General features: G+C 55.7%; 16 protein-coding genes. 6 read left to right on the top strand and 10 right to left on the bottom strand.

Annotated features, from left to right (window positions below; genetic code table 11):
* Positions 1–176: 176 nt before the first annotated feature.
* The 7 genes from PV433_RS20725 to PV433_RS20695 all read right to left on the bottom strand — a co-directional run bounded on the left by PV433_RS20725 (position 177) and on the right by PV433_RS20695 (position 14535).
* Entirely contained in the window at positions 177–6047 is a 5871-nt protein-coding gene (locus PV433_RS20725; protein WP_332073958.1) for a hemoblobin-interacting domain-containing protein, read from the bottom strand.
* Between the two features lie 64 nt (positions 6048–6111).
* Positions 6112–7413 carry an ABC transporter substrate-binding protein gene (locus PV433_RS20720; protein WP_332073957.1) on the bottom strand — a complete coding sequence of 434 codons (1302 nt, stop codon included), beginning with the start codon at positions 7411–7413 and terminating at the stop codon, positions 6112–6114.
* Positions 7414–7435: 22 nt separating this feature from the next.
* Positions 7436–8443 (bottom strand): Gfo/Idh/MocA family protein, encoded by a 1008-nt coding sequence (locus PV433_RS20715; RefSeq protein ID WP_332073956.1) that lies wholly within the window; start codon positions 8441–8443, stop codon positions 7436–7438.
* Positions 8440–9834 (bottom strand): extracellular solute-binding protein, encoded by a 1395-nt coding sequence (locus PV433_RS20710; RefSeq protein ID WP_332073955.1) that lies wholly within the window; start codon positions 9832–9834, stop codon positions 8440–8442. The genes PV433_RS20715 and PV433_RS20710 overlap by 4 nt, the downstream gene beginning before the upstream one ends.
* A 328-nt stretch (positions 9835–10162) precedes the next feature.
* Positions 10163–12073 (bottom strand): hypothetical protein, encoded by a 1911-nt coding sequence (locus PV433_RS20705; protein WP_332073954.1) that lies wholly within the window; start codon positions 12071–12073, stop codon positions 10163–10165.
* Positions 12074–12103: 30 nt separating this feature from the next.
* Positions 12104–13450 (bottom strand): ABC transporter substrate-binding protein, encoded by a 1347-nt coding sequence (locus tag PV433_RS20700; protein WP_332073953.1) that lies wholly within the window; start codon positions 13448–13450, stop codon positions 12104–12106.
* Between the two features lie 23 nt (positions 13451–13473).
* Entirely contained in the window at positions 13474–14535 is a 1062-nt protein-coding gene (locus PV433_RS20695; protein WP_332073952.1) for a Gfo/Idh/MocA family protein, read from the bottom strand.
* A gap of 169 nt (positions 14536–14704) precedes the next feature.
* On the opposite strand from PV433_RS20695, the gene PV433_RS20690 reads away from it, so the two are divergent.
* From PV433_RS20690 to PV433_RS20670, 5 genes are all read left to right on the top strand, one after another.
* A complete protein-coding gene (locus tag PV433_RS20690) occupies positions 14705–15613 on the top strand; it encodes an AraC family transcriptional regulator (RefSeq protein ID WP_332073951.1) in 909 nt (302 codons plus the stop codon).
* 87 nt (positions 15614–15700) lie between these two features.
* On the top strand, positions 15701–16444 hold the full coding sequence (locus PV433_RS20685) for a phytanoyl-CoA dioxygenase family protein (protein ID WP_332073950.1): 744 nt from the start codon (positions 15701–15703) through the stop codon (positions 16442–16444).
* Between the two features lie 28 nt (positions 16445–16472).
* Complete coding sequence (locus tag PV433_RS20680; protein WP_332073949.1) at positions 16473–17369, top strand: AraC family transcriptional regulator; 897 nt, start codon at positions 16473–16475, stop codon at positions 17367–17369.
* Positions 17370–17421: 52 nt separating this feature from the next.
* Positions 17422–18291 carry an AraC family transcriptional regulator gene (locus PV433_RS20675; RefSeq protein WP_332073948.1) on the top strand — a complete coding sequence of 290 codons (870 nt, stop codon included), beginning with the start codon at positions 17422–17424 and terminating at the stop codon, positions 18289–18291.
* 72 nt (positions 18292–18363) lie between these two features.
* A complete protein-coding gene (locus PV433_RS20670; RefSeq protein ID WP_332073947.1) occupies positions 18364–19764 on the top strand; it encodes an ADP-ribosylglycohydrolase family protein in 1401 nt (466 codons plus the stop codon).
* Between the two features lie 300 nt (positions 19765–20064).
* Here PV433_RS20670 and PV433_RS20665 read toward each other — a convergent pair whose 3' ends face one another.
* Genes PV433_RS20665 through PV433_RS20655 form a run of 3 tightly spaced genes read right to left on the bottom strand, consistent with a single transcriptional unit; the run spans position 20065 to position 22200 of the window.
* Positions 20065–21429 (bottom strand): FAD-dependent oxidoreductase, encoded by a 1365-nt coding sequence (locus PV433_RS20665; RefSeq protein ID WP_332073946.1) that lies wholly within the window; start codon positions 21427–21429, stop codon positions 20065–20067.
* 47 nt (positions 21430–21476) lie between these two features.
* The gene (locus PV433_RS20660) at positions 21477–21800 is read right to left on the bottom strand and encodes a hypothetical protein (protein ID WP_332073945.1); all 324 of its coding nucleotides are present in this window, start codon (positions 21798–21800) and stop codon (positions 21477–21479) included.
* Positions 21801–21855: 55 nt separating this feature from the next.
* Entirely contained in the window at positions 21856–22200 is a 345-nt protein-coding gene (locus tag PV433_RS20655; RefSeq protein WP_332073944.1) for a hypothetical protein, read from the bottom strand.
* 210 nt (positions 22201–22410) lie between these two features.
* Between PV433_RS20655 and PV433_RS20650 the strand changes: the two genes are divergently transcribed.
* Positions 22411–23295 (top strand): AraC family transcriptional regulator, encoded by an 885-nt coding sequence (locus PV433_RS20650; protein WP_332073943.1) that lies wholly within the window; start codon positions 22411–22413, stop codon positions 23293–23295.
* The last annotated feature ends 300 nt before the right edge of the window (positions 23296–23595 follow it).

Genomic DNA, 23595 nt, shown 5'->3' with positions numbered 1-23595 from the left:
AATGTTGTTGGTAGCTTATAACCCGGACACCAAGAGGTCGCGCAGGGTACCAGCATCAGCTTGTGAGTATGTTGACGATATCGGGCATAGTTCACGACCAACCGGTCATTCTTTAAGCTTTCCTTTGCAGTGATCTGCATCATCTGCCGCTTGCGGGTTCGATGATTCAAGCAACGTCAATATCCAAATAAACGCAAGCCGTCGAAGCGTACGAAGCCGCCCGTCGATGACGGGTGCCTCTCTCCCTTGACCACAACGGTCAGCACATGGACGCCGGGCGGCAAAGCGCCCGTATCGTAGAGCGTCGCCTGATACTGCGAAACGCCCGGGCGATACGTATCAACCGTCTGTACAAGCTGGCCGTCGACATACAGGTCCGCCATGCCCCCGTTCGAGGAGAACATGCCGACCCATTCGGCGCGCGTGCCGTAAAACGGGAGATCGACCGACGCGCCGGCCTGGTTGGCCAGGTACAAGCTACCGCCCGCATAGTTGGCCGACGTGTACTTCGTCCATGCCCCCGAATACGCGATGACCGGGTCCGGATCGTCCAGCAGGGCGAGATCGCGGCTTATGATCGTAACCGGTTTAGGCGCGGATACGTTTCCTGGCGTATCGACCGCATACACGTTGTATAGTCCGGCAGCGAATCCGTAAGTATCCAGCGTAACGGTAATGCCGGCCGTGGCGGTTGCCGCGGCGCCGCCGGGAGCGGCGGCCGCCTCTGCCAGCTCGGCAGCCGTTTCCCCCGTGCCTGAGGGAACAAGATACAGATGCCCGTTCTTCGAGGAAGCGGCCTGAACCGGATCACCGGTCGCGGCATATCGCACGGGAGCGCCCGCGATCTGCGGCGGCGACGTGTCGATCACCGTCACGGTCGTTCCGGCGGTCTGCGCCGCATCCACCTTGAATAGAGCGGACATGCCGCTGCTCCCCATCCGGGATGCCTTCACGCGGTAATGTCCCGCCGGCACGTTCGCGATCGAGAACGATCCCGTTACGTCCGTCACCGCTTCGGATCGCGAAGTCGGGCCGATTAGCCGAACCGCAGCTCCGTCAAGCGGATAACCATCAGGATCGTACACGGTGCCGGTAACGGTGCTGCTGCGTATAAGCTCCGGATGTGCCCGATAAATATCTATCGTGTAATTGGACGTTTCGCCGTTTGGAGCATACACGGCTACGGCCACCGAATTTTTGCCGGCATGCAGACCGATCGGCGCCGCCATGCCGGTGCCGTACACGTGTCCGGCTACGTTAACCACCGCGTCCGGCCGATACGTAACTGCGGTTACGCTCACTTCCTCCACGTCCGAACCGACAGCTGCTGCGTATGCAGAGTGTTGAGGCGCGAATGCCGGATACAACACGCCCGAATCAACGGTAAGACCGGTTAGCGCTGCGCTCGATAGGACGATCTGCTCGATCGCGGCATGGCGATAACCCGCCGACCGGACGACGATCCAGTGACGGCCCGGTTCCGTTAACACGCCCGGCGCGATCGTCAGTCCGCCTGATGTCAGCGCGTAGGCCGAGGCCGGCAGCGGCGTTCCGTTCACGCTCAACCCGGATACGCCTGCCCTCCAGTCCGGATCGTCCGCGAATGTGAACGCCGCCGCCTCGCCGGTGTAGAACGGGTATCCGGCGGCATGCAGACCGGGCGGCTCGTTCATCCGTTCGCTCAGAAGGAGCTGAATCAGCCCGAACCGGTAGCCGTAGGCGGCGGAAGCTTTCCCGTCATTCGTCAGCTCCAGGCTGTGCGAGCCGGGTGTCAAGGCAATCGTACCCAGCGGCTCGAACTCGGTTCCGATGACGGAAGGCTGGCTGAAGAAATCGTAGGTCAGCTGGTCCGCTCCGTCTATACCGATCTGGTATTTGCCGAAGCCGCCGCCTTTGTACGTTTTGATTCCGACATCGTAATCGGTCGCTGCCGTTCCCGGCGTTTCGAAGCCGAAGCGGATATGTTGTCCGGCATCCGCGGCCTCGAAGCGGACCATATTATACTGGGGAAAATATTGGGTCGCCGCGGTTTGCTCCAGGATCGGCAGATCGACGGCGTCGAATTGCCGGAAGAGCCGGGCCTGCCCAGACATCATAACGGAGGCGGCTGCCGTTCCGCCATTGGCGCTCGCTTCCGCCGTAATCGTCGCGGTTCCCTCCCCGACCGCCGTCACGTTGCCGTCCGCATCCACGTTTAATACGGCCGGGTTGCTGCTGGCAAACGAGACCTGCGACCGGGACAGAGGGATCGCGGAGCCGTCAACGGACGCGCCGTTTGCGGTTATCCGAACCGTTTCCGCTTGCAGCAAGTGACGCTTGGGCGCATCAAGCGTGACGGACCGCAGCGCTTCGTTATCTTCGATCTCCAGATTGGCGATCGCGAACGTGTGTGTGCCGGTCCACCGCTTGCCCGGAAAATACGCCATCTCCGAACTGCCGTCGCCGTTTATCTCGAATCCCGGATCTTGGTCGGCAAGCTCGATCGCCGTTGAACCCGATTCTGTCCGAATGTCCTTGATGCGATAGCCGCCCGCGGACCCGTCCGGATGGGTGACGATCACATAACGGTTCCGCAGTGCCGCCGCTTGCTCCGGAGCGACCGGAGTCCCGGTCACAAAGCCGTTGTAGCCGTCGCCATTGTCGAGGCGCTTCACGGACGCGATCGTTCCCGTTACCGGCCCGCTTCCGGTCAGTTCCCGGTCTCCTTTTTTCAGCAAAGTGCCCCCGACCAGCACCATTTTCGTAATAACGCCGTTCACCGTCCGGATCATCCCCATCTCGCCGCGCATCGTCACGTCTCCAACAACAAGCGCTTCTGCCGGGTGCCGCGGCGAGCTGAGAATGAGGTCGGTCGTGTCGCCGTAGCTCACCTGAACGGCAACCGCGCCTTCCGGCGCCGCATCCGGCTCCAGCCGATCCACTGCTTCGATGACCGGACCCGCTGTGCCGCTGTAAGGCTCCATCGCCGTAACGAACGTGCTCGTCAAGTCGGTTCCTTCGCGCCGCAGCACCAGCTTCGGCATGTCGTGCTTGACTGCTTCATCGTTCGTATCCAGCGCTCTGCCGGAAATCCGGGTCGGGCGAAGGGAAGGAGAACGTCCGAGGTACAGCTCGTTGTCCCCGTCCTCCAGCAGCCCGGTGATGCGCAGCTTCGCCTGCTCGGCGCCGCTGTCATAGGTGACCAGCGTAACCGTGTACCGGTTGTCCTGCAGCTCCGCGCGCTGAACGTCCTTCACATAAATATAGGCGGGATAATGCCCCTCCGCCGTTCCGCTTTGCTGAAACGTCTCGGCCTCCACCGCCTCCGTTCCCGGCGGCAGCAGCCGCGGACCGTACGGCTCAAGCGGCAGATCGGTGCGAAACACCGCATCGCGGTTGGCGTCGCCCTGCAGCGTATACTCGTGACGGCCCCCGCCGGATACCCGGAAGATGTCCAGCACATAGCCTTCACTGCCGTTACCACCGCCGAAAGGAACGAACCAGGGTTCCCTGCTGTATTCTTCCGTTTCCGGATACGCATTCGTTTCGCTGGCCCGGATCGCCTGAAACGGACCTCCGTTCGGGACGAACGCCTCGATCGTTCCGCCGTGCTTCGCCTCACCCGCTGTCGTCATATTTTTGCCGTTTACGACTACCGTATTATGTCCAAGCGTGGACAGGGTAAAGTAGCGATACTTCGTATACGTGTAGCCGAGATCCGGCAGCAGCTCCTGCCCTTGCGCGTACAAATTCAAATTCAGCGGATCGTAGTGGGTATGGCCGTACTTGGGACTGAACTGCAAATAAAGCTGGGTCTGGCTCTCCCCTTCTCCGGACGCCAATTTACCGATTCCGGCCGCCGGCAACAGCAGCGATCCCGATGTAATGTCCGGCGCTTCCGCACGTTGGTTGGCCCACGTATCCTGGATCGGGAGAACATAGCCGTTCGGGTACGCGAGCAAGTTCGGCAGCTCCTTCGCCTTCTCCGTAATGGGGTATTCCGCAGCCATCTGCAGGTTATCGTAACGGACGCCGGAACGCGGCGACTCGTAGCCGGGCGGATCGCTCCAGCCTTCCAGCTGTTTCACCGCCCCCAGCACCCCTTCCGTGGACTGGATATGGTAAGACAGGGTCACCTCGTTCCAGAATCCGTCGGCCAAAAACTGCTTGTCGACGTATTCGCGAATCCATTCCACCGTTTTGTGAATATAGTCCGGTTGTCCGAGCGCCTTGCCCGCGTCGATCAGCCCGCGCCACGCGCTCGCGTTCATGTTGCCGAGCCGCTTCGTGTAGCCAAGTACGAAATCGACGGAAGGCACCAGCATCGCCTCCACCAGCTTCGTCTCGACGTCTTCCCCGACCTCTTGGCTGAGCACCTCCAGCGCATCGGTTTTCCTTACTGTCTCAAATGCGCGCAGCAGCGGCTGCAGGCTGGTCAAATCGGAAATGTACCAGCGGTTCCACATCCCTCCCCAATAGTTGAACGGAGGACCGGCCGTCCAGTTGATCGGGTACGTATGCCAGTTGTAATCCGTTACCGGCACATAGCCTTCATAACGCTCGGCGAACCGGTACAGCAGCCTGGCCGCTCCGAGCGGATCTGTTTTGGAAACGTTTTCCGTTTCCTGAACGACGTAGTTTTTTTGCAGGTACCATAGATGGGCGGAAAGAAAATACCGCCTTCCCTCGTTATCCTCGTAATACGGATATTCCATCGTCTGCCCCAGCTTGTTGACCGCCGTTTGCGTATGCGCCTCCGGGTATGCCGCATTCGGATAAACCGTGCCCGTTTTTTTGGAAACGAGACTTTTGCGGTCGGCGGACAAGCTGTACAAATCGTCCGGATTCAGCTCCGGCATTTCCGGCAGTCCGGCGAAACGGAAGCCGATCTTGTCCGGAACGAGCTCCAGCAGTGTCTCCACCCGCTGCGATGCGGGAGCGGATGTTACCGGGGTACGGGCTGCGGGCGGGAATTGGGCCGCCCCGGCTATGCCGGCACGAATGAGCTCATCGCGGTCGAAGCTGAACACCGTAAAAAACTCGTTCGCCGGAACGCCGCCGTAGGTGTGCAGCCGCAGCTCGTAATGCCCGTCTTCCAGCACAGGAGGATGCTCGAAGATCAGCGACGTCCGTCCCCCGGCCGCCGTCTTCCCTGCCTGCTGCAGCTGCTCCCAGTCGCCTGTCGGCCCTTTCCAAGCGAGGACGTACGAGGCCGGCTCGGGAGAAGGCGTCTTGAACTCCAGCCCTTTCCGCGTAAAGTCCAGGTAATGCAGTTCCGGTTCTTCCGGCGTCCACGCTTCACCCGCCGGCGGACTGTCGAAGTACACGCTGCCGAGCCGGCCTTGATCGACCGTGTTGACCGGTACGGTAACCGAACCGCCCGTATCCCAGAAGCTTGAGGTCCGGATCGGCACCCATGAAGAAAGCGTTCTCGTATTAAGACGGTGCAGGTGCATAATGTTCATCCGCCATTCGTCCCCCGGAGCGGGCGCCGCCGTGCCGAACGCGCTCCACGGAATGGCCGCCTCCAGCCGGAACTGTCCGCCGGACTCCGACGTTTCCACTGTAAACGACGTGATAGAAATGCGATTGCGGTTGCTCTGGTCGCCGAGCAGATCCGGGTTCCAATCCGTATTCATCGGCATCGCCGGCGGAGTAACGGGGATCGTAGCCACATAATGCCGGTCGCCGTGCGTATCCGGGCTTATGATAATATCGACTTCCGCGAGCGCTTCCTTCTCCACTTGTGCCAATGAGCCGGCCACGTACAGGCCCGCATCGTCGTAAGCGATTGTATAGACCGGACTATCGACTGCAGCCTCGTTGTGGTAAGCGGTCCGGAAATCATCCAGAACCGCCGCCTGCACCCAGACGGCTTCGTCGGCGATCCCGTCTATGACGGGAGCCTGATTCCGTTTCGGGACAACCGCCCACTTGTTCGTATACATCCGCACCAGCTCCCCTTCCTCCGTAACGCCGGGCCCCTCCAACGCACCGGCGGGGCCTGCGGCCGGACAGAGAGCAGCCAGCAGCGAGACGATTACGATCCAGGAACTCGCTTTCTTCATACATCGGTCCTCCTTCATTCGTTGACCATAATGTTACGTCTTGTCTCCATCCGGCAAGGCCGGGCTACTTAGCCTTCTCCTGCTGAATGACCTTCAGCGCCTCTTCCTCCATCATCCGAAGCGCCGTGTTCAGATCGGCCTTACCGGCCATGTATTCGTTTGCAAACTTTTCGTTAATTGTTAAAATTTTGGGCTCATACGGCGCTTTTTCCGGGAACGGAGCAAACTTGTTGTGGATGATCGCCGACCAGTTTTTGTCCTTCGGGGTCGCTTCCGAGCCGAAATGTTTCAGAATAGCGTCCGTCTGCTTGGATACAAGCTTCCCGCGCCTCGACATCTCGCCCATATATTCGTCGGACAGCAAGTAAGCGATTACATCCATCGCCGCTTCCTTGTTCCGCGAGATTGCCGGAACGGCCCACAGCGTCGCGTTCATCGGCGTCCCCACATTCGGCATACCGGGGAACGACGGCATGGCGACCATATCCCAGTCCATCTTCTCCAGGTTGGAGCCCGCCATCGCAGCGGTGTTGGAATTAAAGATCATCATGCCCACGGTGCCTGCGTAAAAGGCGCTGTTCCCTTGCGAGAACGTCTGTCCCGCGGCCTGGTACGCCTGGGTTAAGACCGGCTCGCCATAGATCGTCTGGAAGAACGTACGCCATCTCTCATCCTTGTTCATCATCGGCGTGCCGGTCTTCGGATCGACAAACGGCAAGCCCATCTGATTCCAGTTCAGCAGCAGCTGGGTGTGGCCGCTCAGCCCGATATAGGACTTGCCGTCCTCGGTGCGGGTCAGCTTTTTGGCCAGCTCCATCATTTCCGACCACGTCATGCCGTTTTTCGGATAAGCAACGCCGAACCGGTCGAACACCGTCTTGTTGTAAAACACCACGAGGTTGTTTCCGTTTCCTGGAAGCGCATACATTTTACCGTCAGACAGCTTCCTCACGTAATCGATTAGGCCCTTCTCGTAGTCGGCCGGGTTGATTTTGTACGTTTTGACCAGATCGGTCATGTCATAATGCAGCTTGTTGGCGATATATTCCTCGGCGAAGCCGCCGGCCGCTTTGCCGTACAGATCGATTGGCGTTCCGTTCGTAAGCAGTTCCGGGATGGAGTTCCCTTTCGTGGACTGGTTGATATGACGTATCGTGTAGTTCGGGAATTTTTTGCCGAGCTTCTCCAGGAGCGCTTCGTTAAAATCGGCGTCTGGCGTAACGACGACAAGCTCCACCGGTTCCTTCGTCTGGGGCTTGGCCGGATCGGCCGCGGGGGCGCTTTCCCCCGCTCCTTCCTTCGATCCGCATGCGGCGGCAGTCAACAACGTCAGCACGGATAACGATTTGATCCATTTTATGTTCATCTGAAACAATCTCCCCTTTGGTCTATAGTGCATTACCTGAGATCCGCCCGGCCTGCGGCACTTCGATTATCCGGCCGCACTCGTGCGAATGATACATGCTTTCCACGACGGCTATGACGCCGCGGGCGTAATCCAATGAGCACTCCGGTTCGCGGCCGCTCCGGATCATCTCCAGAAAATCACCGTATTGCCGGGCGAACGAAGATTCGCCTGCTTCGATATCCGCCTGCTCGTAGTTTCCTCCCCTGCTGACCGACAATTTGTTTCCCCCTTCGATGCGGATCATACCGCCGGTAAAGATCAGCTCCAGCTCATTGCGGGGAGCGCCGATATAACCGGATTGCGAGATCGTAATCGGCACACCGTCTGCGTTCTCCGCATAGACGAGCCCGCTGCCCTCCACATCGCCGCGATTGCCGTAAAAGGTAAGCGACGCCTTCACCTTGCAGATCGACCTGCCTGTAATCCATTGAATCCGGTCGACGGAATGCGAGCCGAGATTCATCATGCGTCCGCCGCCCGCCAGCGCTTTCCGGAAAAACCAATCCGGCCGGTCCGCCGCAAAATAATTGCCGTGCCGCGTATCGTTAATCATCACGAGCGTGCCCAACGCCCCGCTACGCACCAGCTCCCTGGCCGCCCGGTTCGCCGCCATGTAGTGCTGCGTATGGCCGACCATCGCCTTGACTCCGCACCGGCGCACCGCATCGATGATCTCGTCGCACTCGTTCAGACCAATTGCCATCGGCTTCTCGATCATCAGATGACAGCCGTGCTCGGCGCAGAAAATCGCCGCCTCCCGGTGCAAATAATGCGGCAGCGCAATAATCGCGGCATCCGGCTTCTCCTTGCGGATCATCTCCCGGTAATCGGTGTAACAGCGAAGCTGATCGGGCTGACCCAGCTCTCGGGCCCGCTCCTCATTCACATCCGCGATCGCGACAAGCGCAAAATCGGGAATCGCCTGTATTCCGCGGATATGGCTGTCGGCAATGCGTCCCGCTCCGATAACCGCTGTCCGGTATCTCATCGTTCCACTTCCCTGCCTTCTTCGTCTGTCATGTTCGGATTCGCGTCGAAACGAATCGATTCCAATCTGGCGCACAGCTCCTCCTCGTCAATCAGATCGGCCCAGTACGCCTTGATCTGATTAAATAACACCGGAAAAGCCATCGCCGGCACATTCAAATCGTGATGCGTGCGCAAGGAAAACATCATTTCGCGAAACATCGGATAACGCTCCGGCCGGCGAATCGCATCGTCCGTTATGCGCACGGGCAACAGGCGGCTGCTCGGAATGCTCATCGTCTGCTTCTGAATAAACCGCTGCGCGATCGGGGATGTGAAGAAGCTTGCCAGCAAGCGAGCCTCTTCCGGATAACGGGTTCCCGCGCTTACGCCGGCTCCCAGACATATCGAAAGCGTTTTGGGCGAATCGAGGCGGGGCACCGGCGTTATATCGTAGTCCAGCTCCGTCCGTTTCCAGCGGTTCAAGCCGAGGTAGGTCGTCAAAATCATCGATATTTTGCCTTCCGAGAACATTTGGCTGATGTCGTAGTTATTCTGGGATAAATAAAGCGGGAACGCCTTCCGGTTCTGGATCAGATTGCGGCACAGCCGGATTCCTTCCATCAGCGCCGTACCTCGAATCGGCTTCAGCCGCGGACCGTCCCATTCAAACCGGCCCCCGCCAAGCAGCAAAAACAGCGGCCAGCGGTTCATATCCGGCACATGGAAACAAAATCCGTAACGGCCTTTCACCTCGGACAGCTTCTCCGCGGTTCCGGCCAGATCGTCCCACGTCCACCCGCCGTCGGGGATCGGCAGTCCGCATTCGCGAAAATGCGCTTTGTTGTAGCAAAGTACCACCGGAGAAAACACGATCGGCTGCATATAAAGCCGGCCGCGCACCAGAAACGGTTTGAACAAACCGGGATAAATATCCGGCTGAGCATCCAGCGGCTCCAGTGCGGGGAGCCCCTCCGTTTCGACCAGACGCCGAAACTGATAATTGTCCAGGGTGATGACGTCCCCTTCGGTCGATTCGGCCGTAGCGATCTTGTAGTCCGCCCTGATCCACGGATATTGCTTGTGAAACTCGTCGAGCAGCCGCGGTAGCTCCAGATTGCGCACCGTTACGTCACTGCAGGACACCGTCAGCGAAACAGGCTCGCCCTTCGTGCGCTTGATGCGAACCCTGTTGCCGACCCGGGGAATTTTTTCAATCAACGCCTCCTCCACCAACTGGTCCAGTCCTTTGCGAACCGATACGTTGCCCAGCCCGAAACGCGCCGCCAACATTTTTTCCGACGGCAAATACTCCCCGGCCGCGTAGTGGCCTCTGACGATTTCGCTGCGCAACGTATTGACCATATCCTCCAGCTGCTTCTGGAATTGCTCGCTCGTCGGCCTGCCCTTCATCGCCCAACTCTCCCATACGTGAGTGGAATGGCACATCTTCTATGTTTACTTTACAAACGTTTAAATCGGTTTCTGGTTTTTAAATTTGATAACCAGATATTGATTTTCATGCATATAACCCGGGTTAATTTAGTTATATAACGCATTTGATCGTTGTGTCAACCGATTATAAAAACCACAACAAATATTTATAGAAACCAGAACACCACGTTTTCTCTGGACCCCTATGAATGGAGATAAGTAGGATTGAAACAACAAAAAAGGCTGCCGATCCATGTCAGCAGCCTTTTTCCAACGATCGAACGCCCCGGCGACCGTTCGCTTTTATTTACTTCCTGTACCTGATCTGCACCATATATCGTCCGGACGCCGTGCCGGCCGTGTGCCTGATGACCAGGCGCCCCGCCCCTCCTAAAATCAACTGATTGCTGATCGGGACAGAGGCTCTCTCTCCGATGAAGGTGAGGGATGCGATCGCGGTGTTTGCGTTATATTGGCTATTGCCCGTATATCCCACCGACATCGAAGCATCCGGCGCTCCGTCCACGAGAAATACGGTCACTTCCTCCAACATCCCGCCTTCAGGGCCGACAAAATCGAAATCGATGATTTTAGTAGTTTCGGTGCCGTCTATTACACGCGAGGTCCACTCATGAAGCCGGCCATACGTTTTGAACGTGACCGGACTCCCGTCCGTCAGGTCCTTCGTGTTCGTAAAATCCATGTAATTGCTGCCAAACAAGTAACCGAGAAGCCCGGCATTCATTCCCGCAGCCACTTCATAATCGATTCCGTTAGACAGATCGTTTCGCTGAACATGATTATCCTTTAACGTTCCAGCCACTGCGTATCGGTACGTGGCCTGCGGGTTGTAGCCGAAGCGGACGGTCGGGATGTTATTGGCTCCCTTAATCAGCGAATTATTCCGGACGTTCCAGCCGTTAACGGAGCCAAGCTCGATTCCCGCTATGTAAGCGGTCTCATTTCCGTAGCAGCTTAAAAAGTTGCCTTCAATCTCAACACCGAACACATAGGCCGCCATGCCCACAGAAATCGGTAAGGCGCACCGCTCGAAGTAATTGCCGACGATCCGAATCCCGTGACAATTGCCGACCTCTTGGATATGCTCGGCTTCTTGAGTGGACAGGCCGCCGATCCGGTAGCAAGGAAGGCCGACAACCTCGTGCACCCCGCCTTGAATCGTGATGGACTGGCTTTTGGAAATATCGATGGCGCCGCCAATGGAAGAGCCCGCAACGTAATTGCTCCCTTTAAAGTCGATCGCATTGCAATTGTCATAGAGCTGTACCACCCACCCTGCGTAATTGCTGGCGCCGATCAGATTGTTGTCGAACGTTCCCCGGTACGAGTAACGCATCGGAAGGGTTGGGGCGTGACTGGAGCGCAAGCAGCATTCCCGATAAGTGAAATTGCTCGCGTAATGGTGAATGACCGCGGGCGCGTGATCTCCGATGACGTGCATCCGATAAAAGGTCAGACCGCGCCGCTGCTGTGCAGATGCGGGAGGCACGGACGGATAGGACGTGCCTGCCGGCAGCGTGGTGAACGGCGCTACTCCCGGATCGCCTTTAACCCCTTTGGCTGTGTCGGCAGACAAATTCCAATCCTGCCACTTGCATTCGCCCTCCAACTGCTGGAGAGGGCGTACGACTACAGACTGTGAAACTCGCCACTGCACCGGAGCCTCCGGGAAAAATACGTTCAACGAGAAATCGACGGCGCCTTGAATGGCCGGGTAATCGTCGGTAACCCCATCTCCTGCGGCGCCAAACCAGGCAATGTTGACCTTCGCGTTAAAGGCTGCAGCTTGCCCGTATTGACGAATCCACGCCCCGCTGGCTCCTGACGTATCGCTGTTGGGAGCGATATAAACCCCATATTGCGGGTCGCCGGCCACCTTCGCGGACAGATTCCCTGAGGAAAAATAAAACAAGCCCGCCCGTCCAGTCTTCATTACCGCCACAGCTTGCCCTTCCTGCATACCGTTCAGCGCTCTCAGCTCCGCAATGTCTGAAACATACTTCACAAATGGAGGCGAGCCCGACGCCTCTGATTCGATCAACAAGGACGCTCCGCCGAACGATTGTGCTGCCATCATAACCCCTGTCGCACCAAGAGCGGTCAACACGTTTCTTCGGCTAAGCTTCCGGAAGGCACTCCGGTCTTTGAGAACCGGAGTATCGCTTCCACCCTGCATTTTTCCCTGATTGTTTGACATTGGTAACGCCTCCTTCGCCCGTTAGAGTTGTTACTTGGCTTGTTGGGACTGCTGCTGCTGGATCGCTTTGTCAGACGCTTCTTCCGCCTCCCGCAAAGCGGTATTGATATCTTTTTCACCCGTTACGACAGACAGGAACGCCTTGTTAAGCTCGCCTTCAATAATCGTTTTGAATTCCGCTTTGGCAGCCGGAGCCGGAGCCGCAGGTTTTTGAGCCGTAAAGGCGCGAATGTTTTTCCCCTTCCACATCCCGGCTTCTCCGAAGGAGGCTTTCGCTGCTGAATCCTTCAACGGGCTGAACACTCCATACTTCGAAGACCGATCGATCTGGACTTCTCCGGAGAGCAGCGCGCTGATCGCCAGAAAAGCGGCATCCTTATGTTTGCTCGTGGACGAGAGACCCAGATACACCGGATACGGTTGAGCTCCGACTCCGCGCAGGCTGCTCATTTCGGGCAGGCTGGCGACGTCCCAATTGAGATGAAGCGAAGGAAGGTTGAATATCCCGTAAGAGTTAAAGGCGAGCAGCATAGCGGCAGTGCCTTGCTCGAACATTTTGAGTTGGGCGCCCCCTGCCATTAGTTCTCGTGTCGGTTCATAGTTCGGAGCTGTAAACAAAGGGACGATCGTTTCAAAATAGCGCTTCCACGAATCCGTATAAATCGCCGCTTTATCCGGTTTTTTCGGATCGACGTACCCTAACGAGTTCTGGTTGATCGCCAGACCTCCTCCAGCGGCAGCCGTTACGAGTCCGCGGTAAGTGACTCCCCCGTCTACCCGGGTCAGCTGTTTGGCGGTGACGAGCAGTTCCTCCCAGGTGACCCCGTCCTTGGGGTAAGGGATGCCAAATTTATCGAATACGTCTTTGTTGTAATAAAGCCCCAACCTCAGATCGTATACGGGCAGCAGCGGCAGCTTGCCGTCAAAAGAATGATGCACCAGATCTATATACGGCTTCTCGATCGTACCGAGATCCATCTTATACTGCTTGACCAAGTCGCTCATATCTCCCACCAGATCCCGGTCCTTGTACAGAAGAAAGCTGGCAAACGAACCGAACAGGATATCCGCCGTCTGTTTCGTGAGAATGAAATTGTCGACGGAATTTTCCCCGGTTGCATTAATAAATTTGAATGAAATATGCGGATGCTTTTTCTGCACATAAGCCGTCCATTGCGCCGCCATCTCCTGCTCCGTTCCGGACAACGGGGACAACGCGTAAAAAACGAGTTCAACAGGATCAGCTTGCGCAGACTGGGGCTTCGCATCCGGCTGCGAACTCTCTTTCGGACTGCCGCAGCCCGCCAACAATCCTGATAGAATCGCTGTACAACCGATCATAGCAATCATTTTTTGCCGAGCAACTCGTTGCATCATGCCATCCCCCTCTTTTCCATGTGTTATATCCCGCTAACGACTCCATGTCCATGCAGACCCAGACCTCTCAGGTCCGCTACCGTATGATTTTTCTCCGCTTCATATAGACGCCAGATCACGCGCAATCCTTGCAGGCTGGATGGTCCGTCGGTCATCGGACGTTTATTGTTCAGGATACATTCCAGGAAGTGGCGCGTTTCATGCTGGGTGAGCTTGCCGCTGCTGGAATCTTCATATAGGACTGTGATTTTCGAATCCGTGTCCAGGTTTGATTTCTCTTCCTTGATGCTGTGGTGCAAGTAAACTTTGCCATCGGAACGCTTGTATTCGATCATGCCGTGCGTGCAATGAATGTGCAAGCTCCAACCGAGCCGAGTGCCCCGGGCTCCCCAAGTTCCCATATGGTACCCCGTCGCCCCGCTGGCGAACTCGATCACGACATTGCTCGTCCCTTCCTTTTCCATCCAAGGCGTCCCCAGATTCGTTCCCATGTGAGTGCCACGGATCGGATCGCCGAGAAGCCACATCATCAGATCCACATAGTGGCAGCCGTGACTGAAAAACTGTCCGCCGCCCAGACGTTCGGCCGATGCCGCCCAGTGGTCTTCCGGAAATTTCGTATATTGCTCCGTCCAGATCGACAGCTGGAAAGGTTCTCCGTACGTTGTGTTGTCGATCCATTCCTTAATCTTGACAATCGCCGGCCAATAACGTACCGGATAAGCGGTCATCAGCACCCGATTATTGCGTTCAGCCGTCTCAATTAGCTGGGTGCATTCTTCTTCGGTATTGCAGAGCGGCTTCTCCATCAGCACGTGCTTTCCTGCTTGCAAGAAATACATGCCTACCGGAAAGTGAAGATCGTGCGGCAAGGAAATGAGCACCGCGTCCACTTCATCAATCAATTGCTCGTATTCCGCCACAGCCGTCCGGATTCCGAATCGGGCGGCCGCCTGCTCGGCTCGTTCCAAGATGATATCGCATACCGCAGTTAATTCCATCACATCGCTTAATTCGGTCAGCCCCCCAAAGTGTGATCCGGCTATGTTTCCGCAGCCTATAACCCCTAATCTGATTTTGCTCATGACGTCTTCTCTCCCCCACCGTATCGTTGAAAATAAGAGAATGATACACCTCTGCGCATGATGAATTCAAAGTGTTCATTCTTATTTGCTATAATAAGAGATACGGGATGAAAAGGCTTTATCTGCTTAGGCATATAATTTGCATGATTGGATGGGGGCCGGACACAACATGGTGTATCAACGGTATCTCTTGAAGGAAGAATTGGAGATTCGTAAATTGATAACGTTTTACTACAAGGAACTGCCGAGCCATTATGACAGTCCGGGCGAAAAACATGATTTTTGGGAACTGGTCTACGTAGATACGGGAGAAATCGAGATCGTGACCGATTTGCGCACATGCCAGCTGAAGCAGGGCGAGATTGTGTTTTATAAACCGAATGAATTTCATGGCGGCAAAGCTTTGCACGGCACGGCACCTAATCTGATCATTATCACCTTCGAATGCTCCGCCCCGTGTATGGACTTTTTTTCGGGCAATTCCTTTCGGCTGCGCGATGAGGAGCGGTACATTTTAACGAAATTAGTGAGAGAAGGAAAGTCGTCGTTCGATCCGCCCATCCATTCTCCTTCGATGCAATACCCGTTTCGTCGTTTGGATGCGCCTTTTGGCAGCGATCAGCTGATTCGCAATTATTTGGAAATATTATTGATTGAGTTAATCCGATCGGGAAATCCGGCTCATCGTACGAACATCGTGTCTACTGCTGCTATTGAGCATAGCGCTCAGGAATTGGCGGAGCAAATCATTCAATATATGATCGAGCATCTTTCGGACACGCTCTCGATCGACCAATTATGTGCCCATTTTGCCATCAGCCGCACGAAATTAAAGATGATTATCAAGGCGAAGACGAACATGGGGGTAAGAGAGTTTTTCAATCAGTTGAAAATTGAGCAGGCCAAGCAATTGATCCGGGGGGAAAGAAAAAACTTTTCGGAAATTGCTGAAAGGCTCGGGTATTGCAGTGTGCATCATTTTTCGCGGCAATTTAAACATACTACCGGGATGACGCCTACAGAATATACACGGTCGGTCCAGGCGAGATCCGACGACAACCATCTGAAGATACGCTAACTTTTCCGGATGGAAAGATGAGCGCCTTCCGCACCTGATTTGCTACAGTAATGCTGTACCTATAATCGATTGGTGGAGGCGTTGTTCATGCAGCAAAAAGAAAGCTTGCTAACTCCGGAGGATGCGGCCTATTATAATCAAAACGGCTATTTTCTTTACAAAAAGCCGCTTTTTTCTGAACAAAAGTTGAATCTCTTGACGAACATTTTCGAAGAGCATCTGAAGCTGAAAGGTGCAAAACTGTCGGATGAGCTGGATACCCCCCACTTCCGTGACGAACGGCTGCTGGAGTTTTTGCTGGCGGACGAGGTGCTGGATCTGGTAGAACCGATCATCGGCCCGAACATCGGCTTGTGGTCGAGCCATTTCATCAGCAAAGAACCGGTGGTGGGACGCGCAACTCCATGGCACGAAGACTCCGCCTACTGGAAAGGACGCGTGAGCAGCTTCGATAAAATCGTCACGGTTTGGCTGGCGATTGACCGCAGCAATCAGGAAAACGGCTGCATGCGCGTCATCCCCGGCACTCACAACAACGGGTTTTCCGAATATGAGAAAGTGGATTCGAGCAAAAACTTGTTTCGGTCGCAGATCAAAAATATCGACGACTCGCAAGCGGTCTACTTTGAACTGGAACGGGGCGAATGCTCGCTGCACGACAGCCGGATCATCCACGGCGCAAAGGCCAATACGAGCCCATACCGCAGATGCGGCTATACGATGCGTTATTTCTCTACGGAAACGCGCGTCATTCCGGAGCGCAATGAGAATCACAAGGTATGGCTTGCCCGAGGACGGGATGTAGCAGGAAGCCGTTTCGAGAACATATAAACGACTGTAACCGGAAAGGAATGAACCGATGAAGCGGGAGAACGGAACGCAGCCCAGACGGCTGTTGAATGAGCAGTATATGGAGCTTAACCGGTCATTCAACTTTTTCGTGCAGCGGCTGACGAAGCCGTCTCCGCTTCATTGGCACGAATTTTACGAGATGTGCGTCATAACGGAAGGAACAGGAACGAACGTCTTGAACGGAGTCTCCCATCCGCTGGAGAGAGGCAGTCTTTTCCTGCTAACCCCGGCGGATTTCCACGAAGTTTATCCCGACCCCGATTCCGTCCTGCATATCTATAACGTAATCTTCTCGGACGATATGCTGGTCGGCGAGCTGCGCGAATTGCTGCTATACGGCAATACCAGCCGGATGATCCGTCTGGAACACGATGCACTCTTGCGGGTGGAGCAGGAATACCGGGTTATCGACCGGGAGGTGCGGGAGCCGAAGATCGCCCAGCGGCTGATGGTCAAAGGGGCGCTGGAACGCATCCTGATCGAACTGCTGCGCCAGCGGGAGATCAGCCCGGCCGATCGGGGCTTCATCGGCGCCGAGGCTACGACATCGGGGCACGCCGCGGTAGCGAACGCCCTTCCCTTTATTCATCATCACTTCCGGGAACCGCTGCGATTGCAGGATGCCGCCAGAGAAGCCAATCTCGCGCCCGGCTACTTCAGCACATGCTTCCGGCAGACGACCGGCCATACGTTCCAGCACTACCTGCAGAACTTGCGGCTCGAATTCGGGGCAGCCCTGCTCCTTGCTTCGGACCGGCCGGTAACCGATATTTGCTACGCTTCCGGCTTTCGCACCTTGACCCACTTCGAACGGGTGTTCCGCAGCAAATACGGCTGCTCCCCCCGCCAATATCAGCAGCAGGAGCGGCGGGAGACGAAGGCACAGGGGCCGCATCAGCCTTAACTGGCGTTTCTTTGGGATGCCCGGGGCAAAACATGAGAATTCGAGGTTCCTGATGAGGCTGACTATTACTTATGAGAATCATATTCCGATCAACGCCTTCCGCTGGACGCCGAGCCCAGAGCTGGAGCCGCTTCATTACCACTCCAGCCTGGAAATCGGCCTCTGTATTTCCGGCAGCGGTTTTTTTTATTTCGGCGAGAAGCGGTACCGGGTCGCTGCCGGCGATATTTTCATTGTAAATAACAGGGAACTTCATATTGCCCAATCGGCTGAATGCGACCCCAGTACGTACATCTTTATCAATTTCGATCCGCGGCTGCTACTGGGTGAGGAAGAATCGCTGCTTCTGCCCTTCGCCTACAGCTCCGATCATTTCGACAATCGCTTGACTTCCGCCTCTCCCCTGTCTGCACCGATCGGGGCATTAATTGAGAAAGTATGGTACGAACTCGACGCCAAACAGGACGGCTATTTAAGCATGGCCAAAAGCGCTCTGCTGGAGCTGTGCGTGCTGCTGCTGCGCCATTATTCGACCGGCATGTCAAAGCTCGAATGGAAACGGATGAGCGACTCGTTCCGGCGGATGCGGCCGGCTTTGGCTATCCTTGAAGAGCGTTTCCGAGAACCGCTCGAGTTGACGGACATGGCGGATGCCCTTCACATAAGCCCCTCCCGGGCCAGCCATCTGTTTCAACAGGAGCTTGGCCGCAGCTTTAAAGATTACTTGCTGCAGCTGCGGATTAACGAAGCGAAGCGGCTGCTGATCAGTACGAACCTGAGCGCCGCAGACGTTTGTTTTGAAAGCGGCTTTCAGAGCATCCCTTCCTTCTATCGTCTTTTCAAATCGATCGCGGGAATTTCTCCGTTAGATTACCGCAGTAAATTTTCCGTTTGCGCAATTATTGAGAATACCCGACAATAGCTGAGTAGAAGTCTCACTCGTGCCGCAACTATAATGATCCTACAACAACATCATTTTATGGAGGGTTCGGATATGGCGGGTTGGACATCGCTCGATGAGCTGGTACAAAAGGAAGTCGTGCAAAGACAGGAGGAAGGCTGCAATGTGGACGGCTATGCCGAGAAGGTCGCGGCGGCAGGAACCGATGAAGCGTTGCTGATGGCGCTCTACAACGAATTGGCAGCGCTTCCGATTCGAAGCGATTTCCCGTTCGAGGAGCCGTCGGAGCTGGCGGATATACGTGCTCTGCGGCCTGACGGTCCGCGCCTGTTGAACGATTCGATGGATGAAGCGCAGTGGCAGGACAAATTTTATGGCGCCTGGCTCGGCCGCAGCGCCGGCTGCGCACTGGGCAAGCCGCTCGAGGCATGGCCCTACATGGCAGGAACGGAGAACAATCCGGGATGGCGCAACGTCCAGCTGTGGTTCGAAGGCGCTGACGCCTGGCCGATTCAGGGCTACACCCCGATCGCATCCCGCGCAGAGAAGGAGCATGGTTTAGCGATTGCCCCTGCCAGCGTGAAAAGCACGCGGGAACGCATCGCATTCATGGAAACGGACGACGATATCCGCTATACCGTCCTTGGACTGGTTATGCTGGAGGAGAAAGGGCTTGAATTCGACTCGTTCGACATCGGGAAATTATGGCACAGACGGCTCGCCTACAGACAGGTTTGTACGGCAGAGACACAAGCTTATTTGAACTTCATGCAGGCGACCTCTCATCAGAAGGGACAACGGCCGGACGATTGGAATTCCCGCATAGATTGGGTGCGCACGTATTTGAATCCTTACCGGGAATGGATCGGAGCGCAAATTCGCGCCGACGGTTTCGCCTACGGCGCAGCCGGCAACCCTGAACTTGCAGCCGATCTGGCTTGGCGCGACGCTTCTTTCTCCCATGTGAAGAACGGCATCTACGGGGAAATGTTCTGTGCGGCCATGATCGCAGCCGCTTTCGTCGAAAGCGATCCGGAGCGGATCGTACGCATAGGATTGAGCGAAATCCCGCGCAATTGCCGACTTGCGCACGATATCGAGCTTGCGATCACGATCGCCAAAGAAGCCAAAGACCAGGTAGAGCTTGTCGACCGGATCTGGGAGTCGTTCAAGCACTACCACCCTGTCCATACGAACAACAACGCGGCTCTTGTCGCCGCCTCGATCATTTTCGCCAAAGGCGATTTCACTACTGCGATCGCGACTTCCGTGCTTGGCGGCTGGGATACCGACTGCAATGGCGCAACTGTGGGTTCCATTATGGGTGCCTCGCTAGGCGCAAACAATCTGCCTGCAAACTGGACGCAACCGCTGAACGATACGTTATACGCGGAATTGATCGGATTCCACCCCATCTCGATCTCGGAATGCGCCAAACGCACTTATGATGTGTTTCAAAGCATCCGCGCTTCCTTGACCCCGAGCGGCGCGTAATTCCGGGACGGAAGACCGGCTTCAGCTCGCCACTCTTTGGATTACACGTAAGGGAAAACTTGAAGGCCGTGCAGCGGACTAAGGTAGCACTTTAGTTCGCTGTGGCGCTTCCGGCTATTTCAGCGCTTCCGGTTGTTTTGATGCCCCGATGTCCATTCGCGCATTGCCATCCAACCTCTAACTGAATCTGACGATTCTGCTCCAACGAAAACCTCGATTCCTTAAATGCCAACTGTCAAGCTGTCCTACACAAATAGAACGACCCGGCTGTCCGGCAGCCTGATCGTTCTATCCGTTGTTCTACCGCTGGATGCTCTGTTCCGCCGGAGGCTGCTTCAGGCTCACTTTCTCTACGGGACCTTCCACAAACTGGCCGCCGGCTTGAAGCACATAGCGAATTTGCGCCGCCGGAACGTCGCGCACATCGCCGGCATTCCTCCATAGCGCCAATGCCGCCGCCGTCCCCGCCGCTTCCCCGATAGCGCTAATACCGGACATGACGCGGTACGAGCTGTGCGCTTCGTGGGAGCCGCTGATGCAGCGGGAGCTCAGCAGCAAATTGGTCCAGCCTTTCGCGATCAGCGAACGATACGGGATATGGTAATAGCCGGGGCCGCCGATTTTCACGAGCTTGGCGCCGCCGCCGAGCGGATCATGAATATCCAAACTGTACGCGCAAGCGGCGACCATATCGTCGAAGGTGCGCCCGGACAAACAATCGTCGGCCGTCAGCATATAATCCCCGACGACTCGCCGCCCTTCGCGGACGCCCAGCTTCGGCGCGATAAATTCGACCTGCGCTTGAGCAAACGCCGGGTGGCGCTTGACGGCTTCGGCCAGTTGAACCGCCTGCTCGGTTCCTTCCCGCATCCCTGCGGAAACCGATTCCGCATCCGTCGGGTCTATATCGGTCACGGCCGTCGAGTTGAACAAAATGCCCCGTCCGTCCGGATACGGAAAGCACAGTACGCTCGGGCGCGGATTGTTCGTTCCCCCGGCTTCCTTCATTTGCTGGTAATACACCGTCAATTCTTTTCTTAACGAATGGATGCCGCCCCATGTCGTAATACGCGGGTTGAGGAGCTTGGCAGGATCGAAGCCGACCATCTTGAACGTCACGGTAGCTGTCTGCATTTTCCCGTCCTCTTCGCGTCCCATCTGGCATTCGGCGCCTGCCAGGGCGCTCAGGTTGCCGTCGGCCGTCGCATCGAGAAACACGCGTCCGACTACCCGAGATGTCTCCCCGTTAACCGACTCCACCGATAACGAGACGATCGAGCCGTCTTTCGATTCGACATCCGTCACTTTGTGTCCTGTCCGAACCGTTATGCCCGGCTCCGCTTCCAGTAATGCCTGGTAGGAAGCCTTCAACTGCTTCTCGTCGTAGGTGGGAACGGTCTCCTCCACTTCGAACAAGCCCTTGCCGTGTGTATACGCTTGCGGAAACAGCTCGCGGTGAATTCCGTTATTGATCGGCCGTCCGTTGTTGTCCCTGAACGCACAGATCAGCGAGACGGCGGAATGCACGCCCGTTCCGCCGATCTCCGCCATCTCCTCCAGCAGCAGCACGCTGCGCCGCAGCCGGGCCGCCGCGAGAGCGGCGCATATGCCGCCCACTCCCGCTCCGACGATGACAATATCGTATTGCTCCTGTTTATGGGTCATGTCGTTCCCTCTCCCTCTTCCGCTTTTGACGACCAGGTCCGATTCGTTTACTTCTTAGCTGCTTTGTCAGCCTCAATCTGTTTATTGATATCGTCCTCCGACTCGCGAAGCGCCGTATTGACGTCCTTGCCGTCCACAGCGATACCGCGTATGCTTTTCTGGACCATCGTCGTTTTGGCTATCGTATCATAAATCGTCGAAGGCGCGGGCTTGGCGACCGTATCCATGAAGAACGCTTTTAAGTTTTTGTCCTTCAAGCCTTCGATTCCGGTCCCGAATTCACTCTTCGCCTTCTCGTCCTTCACAATCGGAAGCCGTCCCCGCCTGGACATTATCTGCTGCACTTCGTCGGACATCATGTACGCAATCACTTGAAACGCCTGATCTTTATATTTACTCGTCGGCGGGATCGTATAATACGGCGCATTAAACTGGGAGCCTTTTCCCTCGTATCCTTGGAAAGCCGGAAGCGATACGACATTGACCGGCTCCGACCATATCCTCGATTTGAGCCTTTCCCTTGCCCAGCGTCGTATTCAGTTTGATATGGGGATATTTCTTCGCAACCAGCTCGGCAATCGTATCCGCCAAAACCGATGCATTCCCTTCTGTATAGAAGTTCAACGTAACCGGCTCGGTGGGCGTTTCGCCCTTGTTTGACGAAACGTCGCTGCTCGGCGAGGAAGCTCCCGGCTTACTTTCTCCGGAGCAGCCCGCTGCCATGACGACAACCAGTACGGCAGCAAAAAAACGCAATCGGCGACTAAACATTGTAATCCCCCTATGAAATCGTTTTCCAATTTTGTATCTTTCGTTGGGCCCCGCGCGGTTTACCCTCTTTACTATGCCCGATTCCGATAGGGATAGCTATACAACTTTTCGCGATTAAGTTATGTTTTTTTGCGATTCCGGTAAAACGCTTAACCGAGTCGTGCTACAATAAAACCATACAATAGCAGCAGCCGAAGGAGGCAGCCGGCGATGGAGCCTATGAAAAAAATAGAAGATTTTGAAGGAACTCGGTTTCCGTTCAAAGCGTCCATTCAGCATCGGGCACCTTTTCTGGTAATCGCCCATTGGCATGAGCATCTCGAATTTATACGGGTATCGCGAGGCTCTGTTACCGTCCGGATTGACAGGGAGACGTTCGAAGCGCAAGCCGGCGATATCTTTTTTTTCAACAGCAACCAGATCCATTCCGTTACGACCGAAGTGGATGCGAGCGGGAACGGCAAGGGCGAAATCCAAGGAATGGTGTTCGATAAATCGCTGCTGCTCCTTGCCGCGGACAATCCGGAAATCCGCCAGGCGCTCTCCTTGTTCGGCGGCTCCAACGTCATACGCAATCACTATAACACCAAACATCCGCTATGGCCGGAGCTGGCCGATGCGATGGAGAAGGCGTACGAGGAGTATATCAAGCAGGAACTGGCCTACGAATATGGCATTTTGTCCTGCATTTACCGGGTGATGGCCCCGCTGCTCCGGCTGCATCAGCACGAGCCGCGGAACGGCGATGCCGAGAAGCATGCCGCCTCTTTCCGCAGGCTGCAGCCGGCGATCGATTATATGGAACACCATTATGCCGGCAAAGTGCAAATGGAGCGAGTCAGCCAAACCGTCAATTTAAGCCCATATCATTTCTCCAGCTTGTTCAAAAAAGTGTTCGGCCTTCCCCCTATCCGCTACTTGACCCGGATTCGCATCGAACAAGCGAAGCGGATGCTGCTCGATTCGGACATACCGGTCACTGATGTCGCCGAAAAAAGCGGTTTTTGCAACATCAACTATTTCGACAAAGTGTTTAAGGAACAAACCGGCTTCACGCCGATGGAATACCGGAAACGGTTCGTTCCTGTGTTGTGATTTAGTTGGGTTGGGCTAACGAACCCAGCATTCGTTAGCAGAGCCGAATACTGACGATTGAATTTGTAACGAACTCTTGTATTGTTAATCGCCGCAATTCGGATCGATTTTTTCCACTTTCGGTTCGATAACGATGCCCGGATTCGTTACGTCTGCAATAACGTCGTTTTTCGGTCATAAGCACGATCCGATTCGTTAGTCGTCGAACCTGAGTATACGTTCTAAAAGTGGCTAAACGATGCTTAGCCACGATGAAAGTCCTATGTAAGCGGAGGGTTTACTTAATAAAGAATGTTTCAT

It is taken from the genome of Paenibacillus sp. GYB004, assembly GCF_036577605.1.
Classification (GTDB): domain Bacteria; phylum Bacillota; class Bacilli; order Paenibacillales; family NBRC-103111; genus Paenibacillus_AB; species Paenibacillus_AB oceani.
The sequence above is the reverse complement of the archived record's forward strand: the minus strand, read 5'-3'. Positions and strand labels throughout refer to the sequence as shown.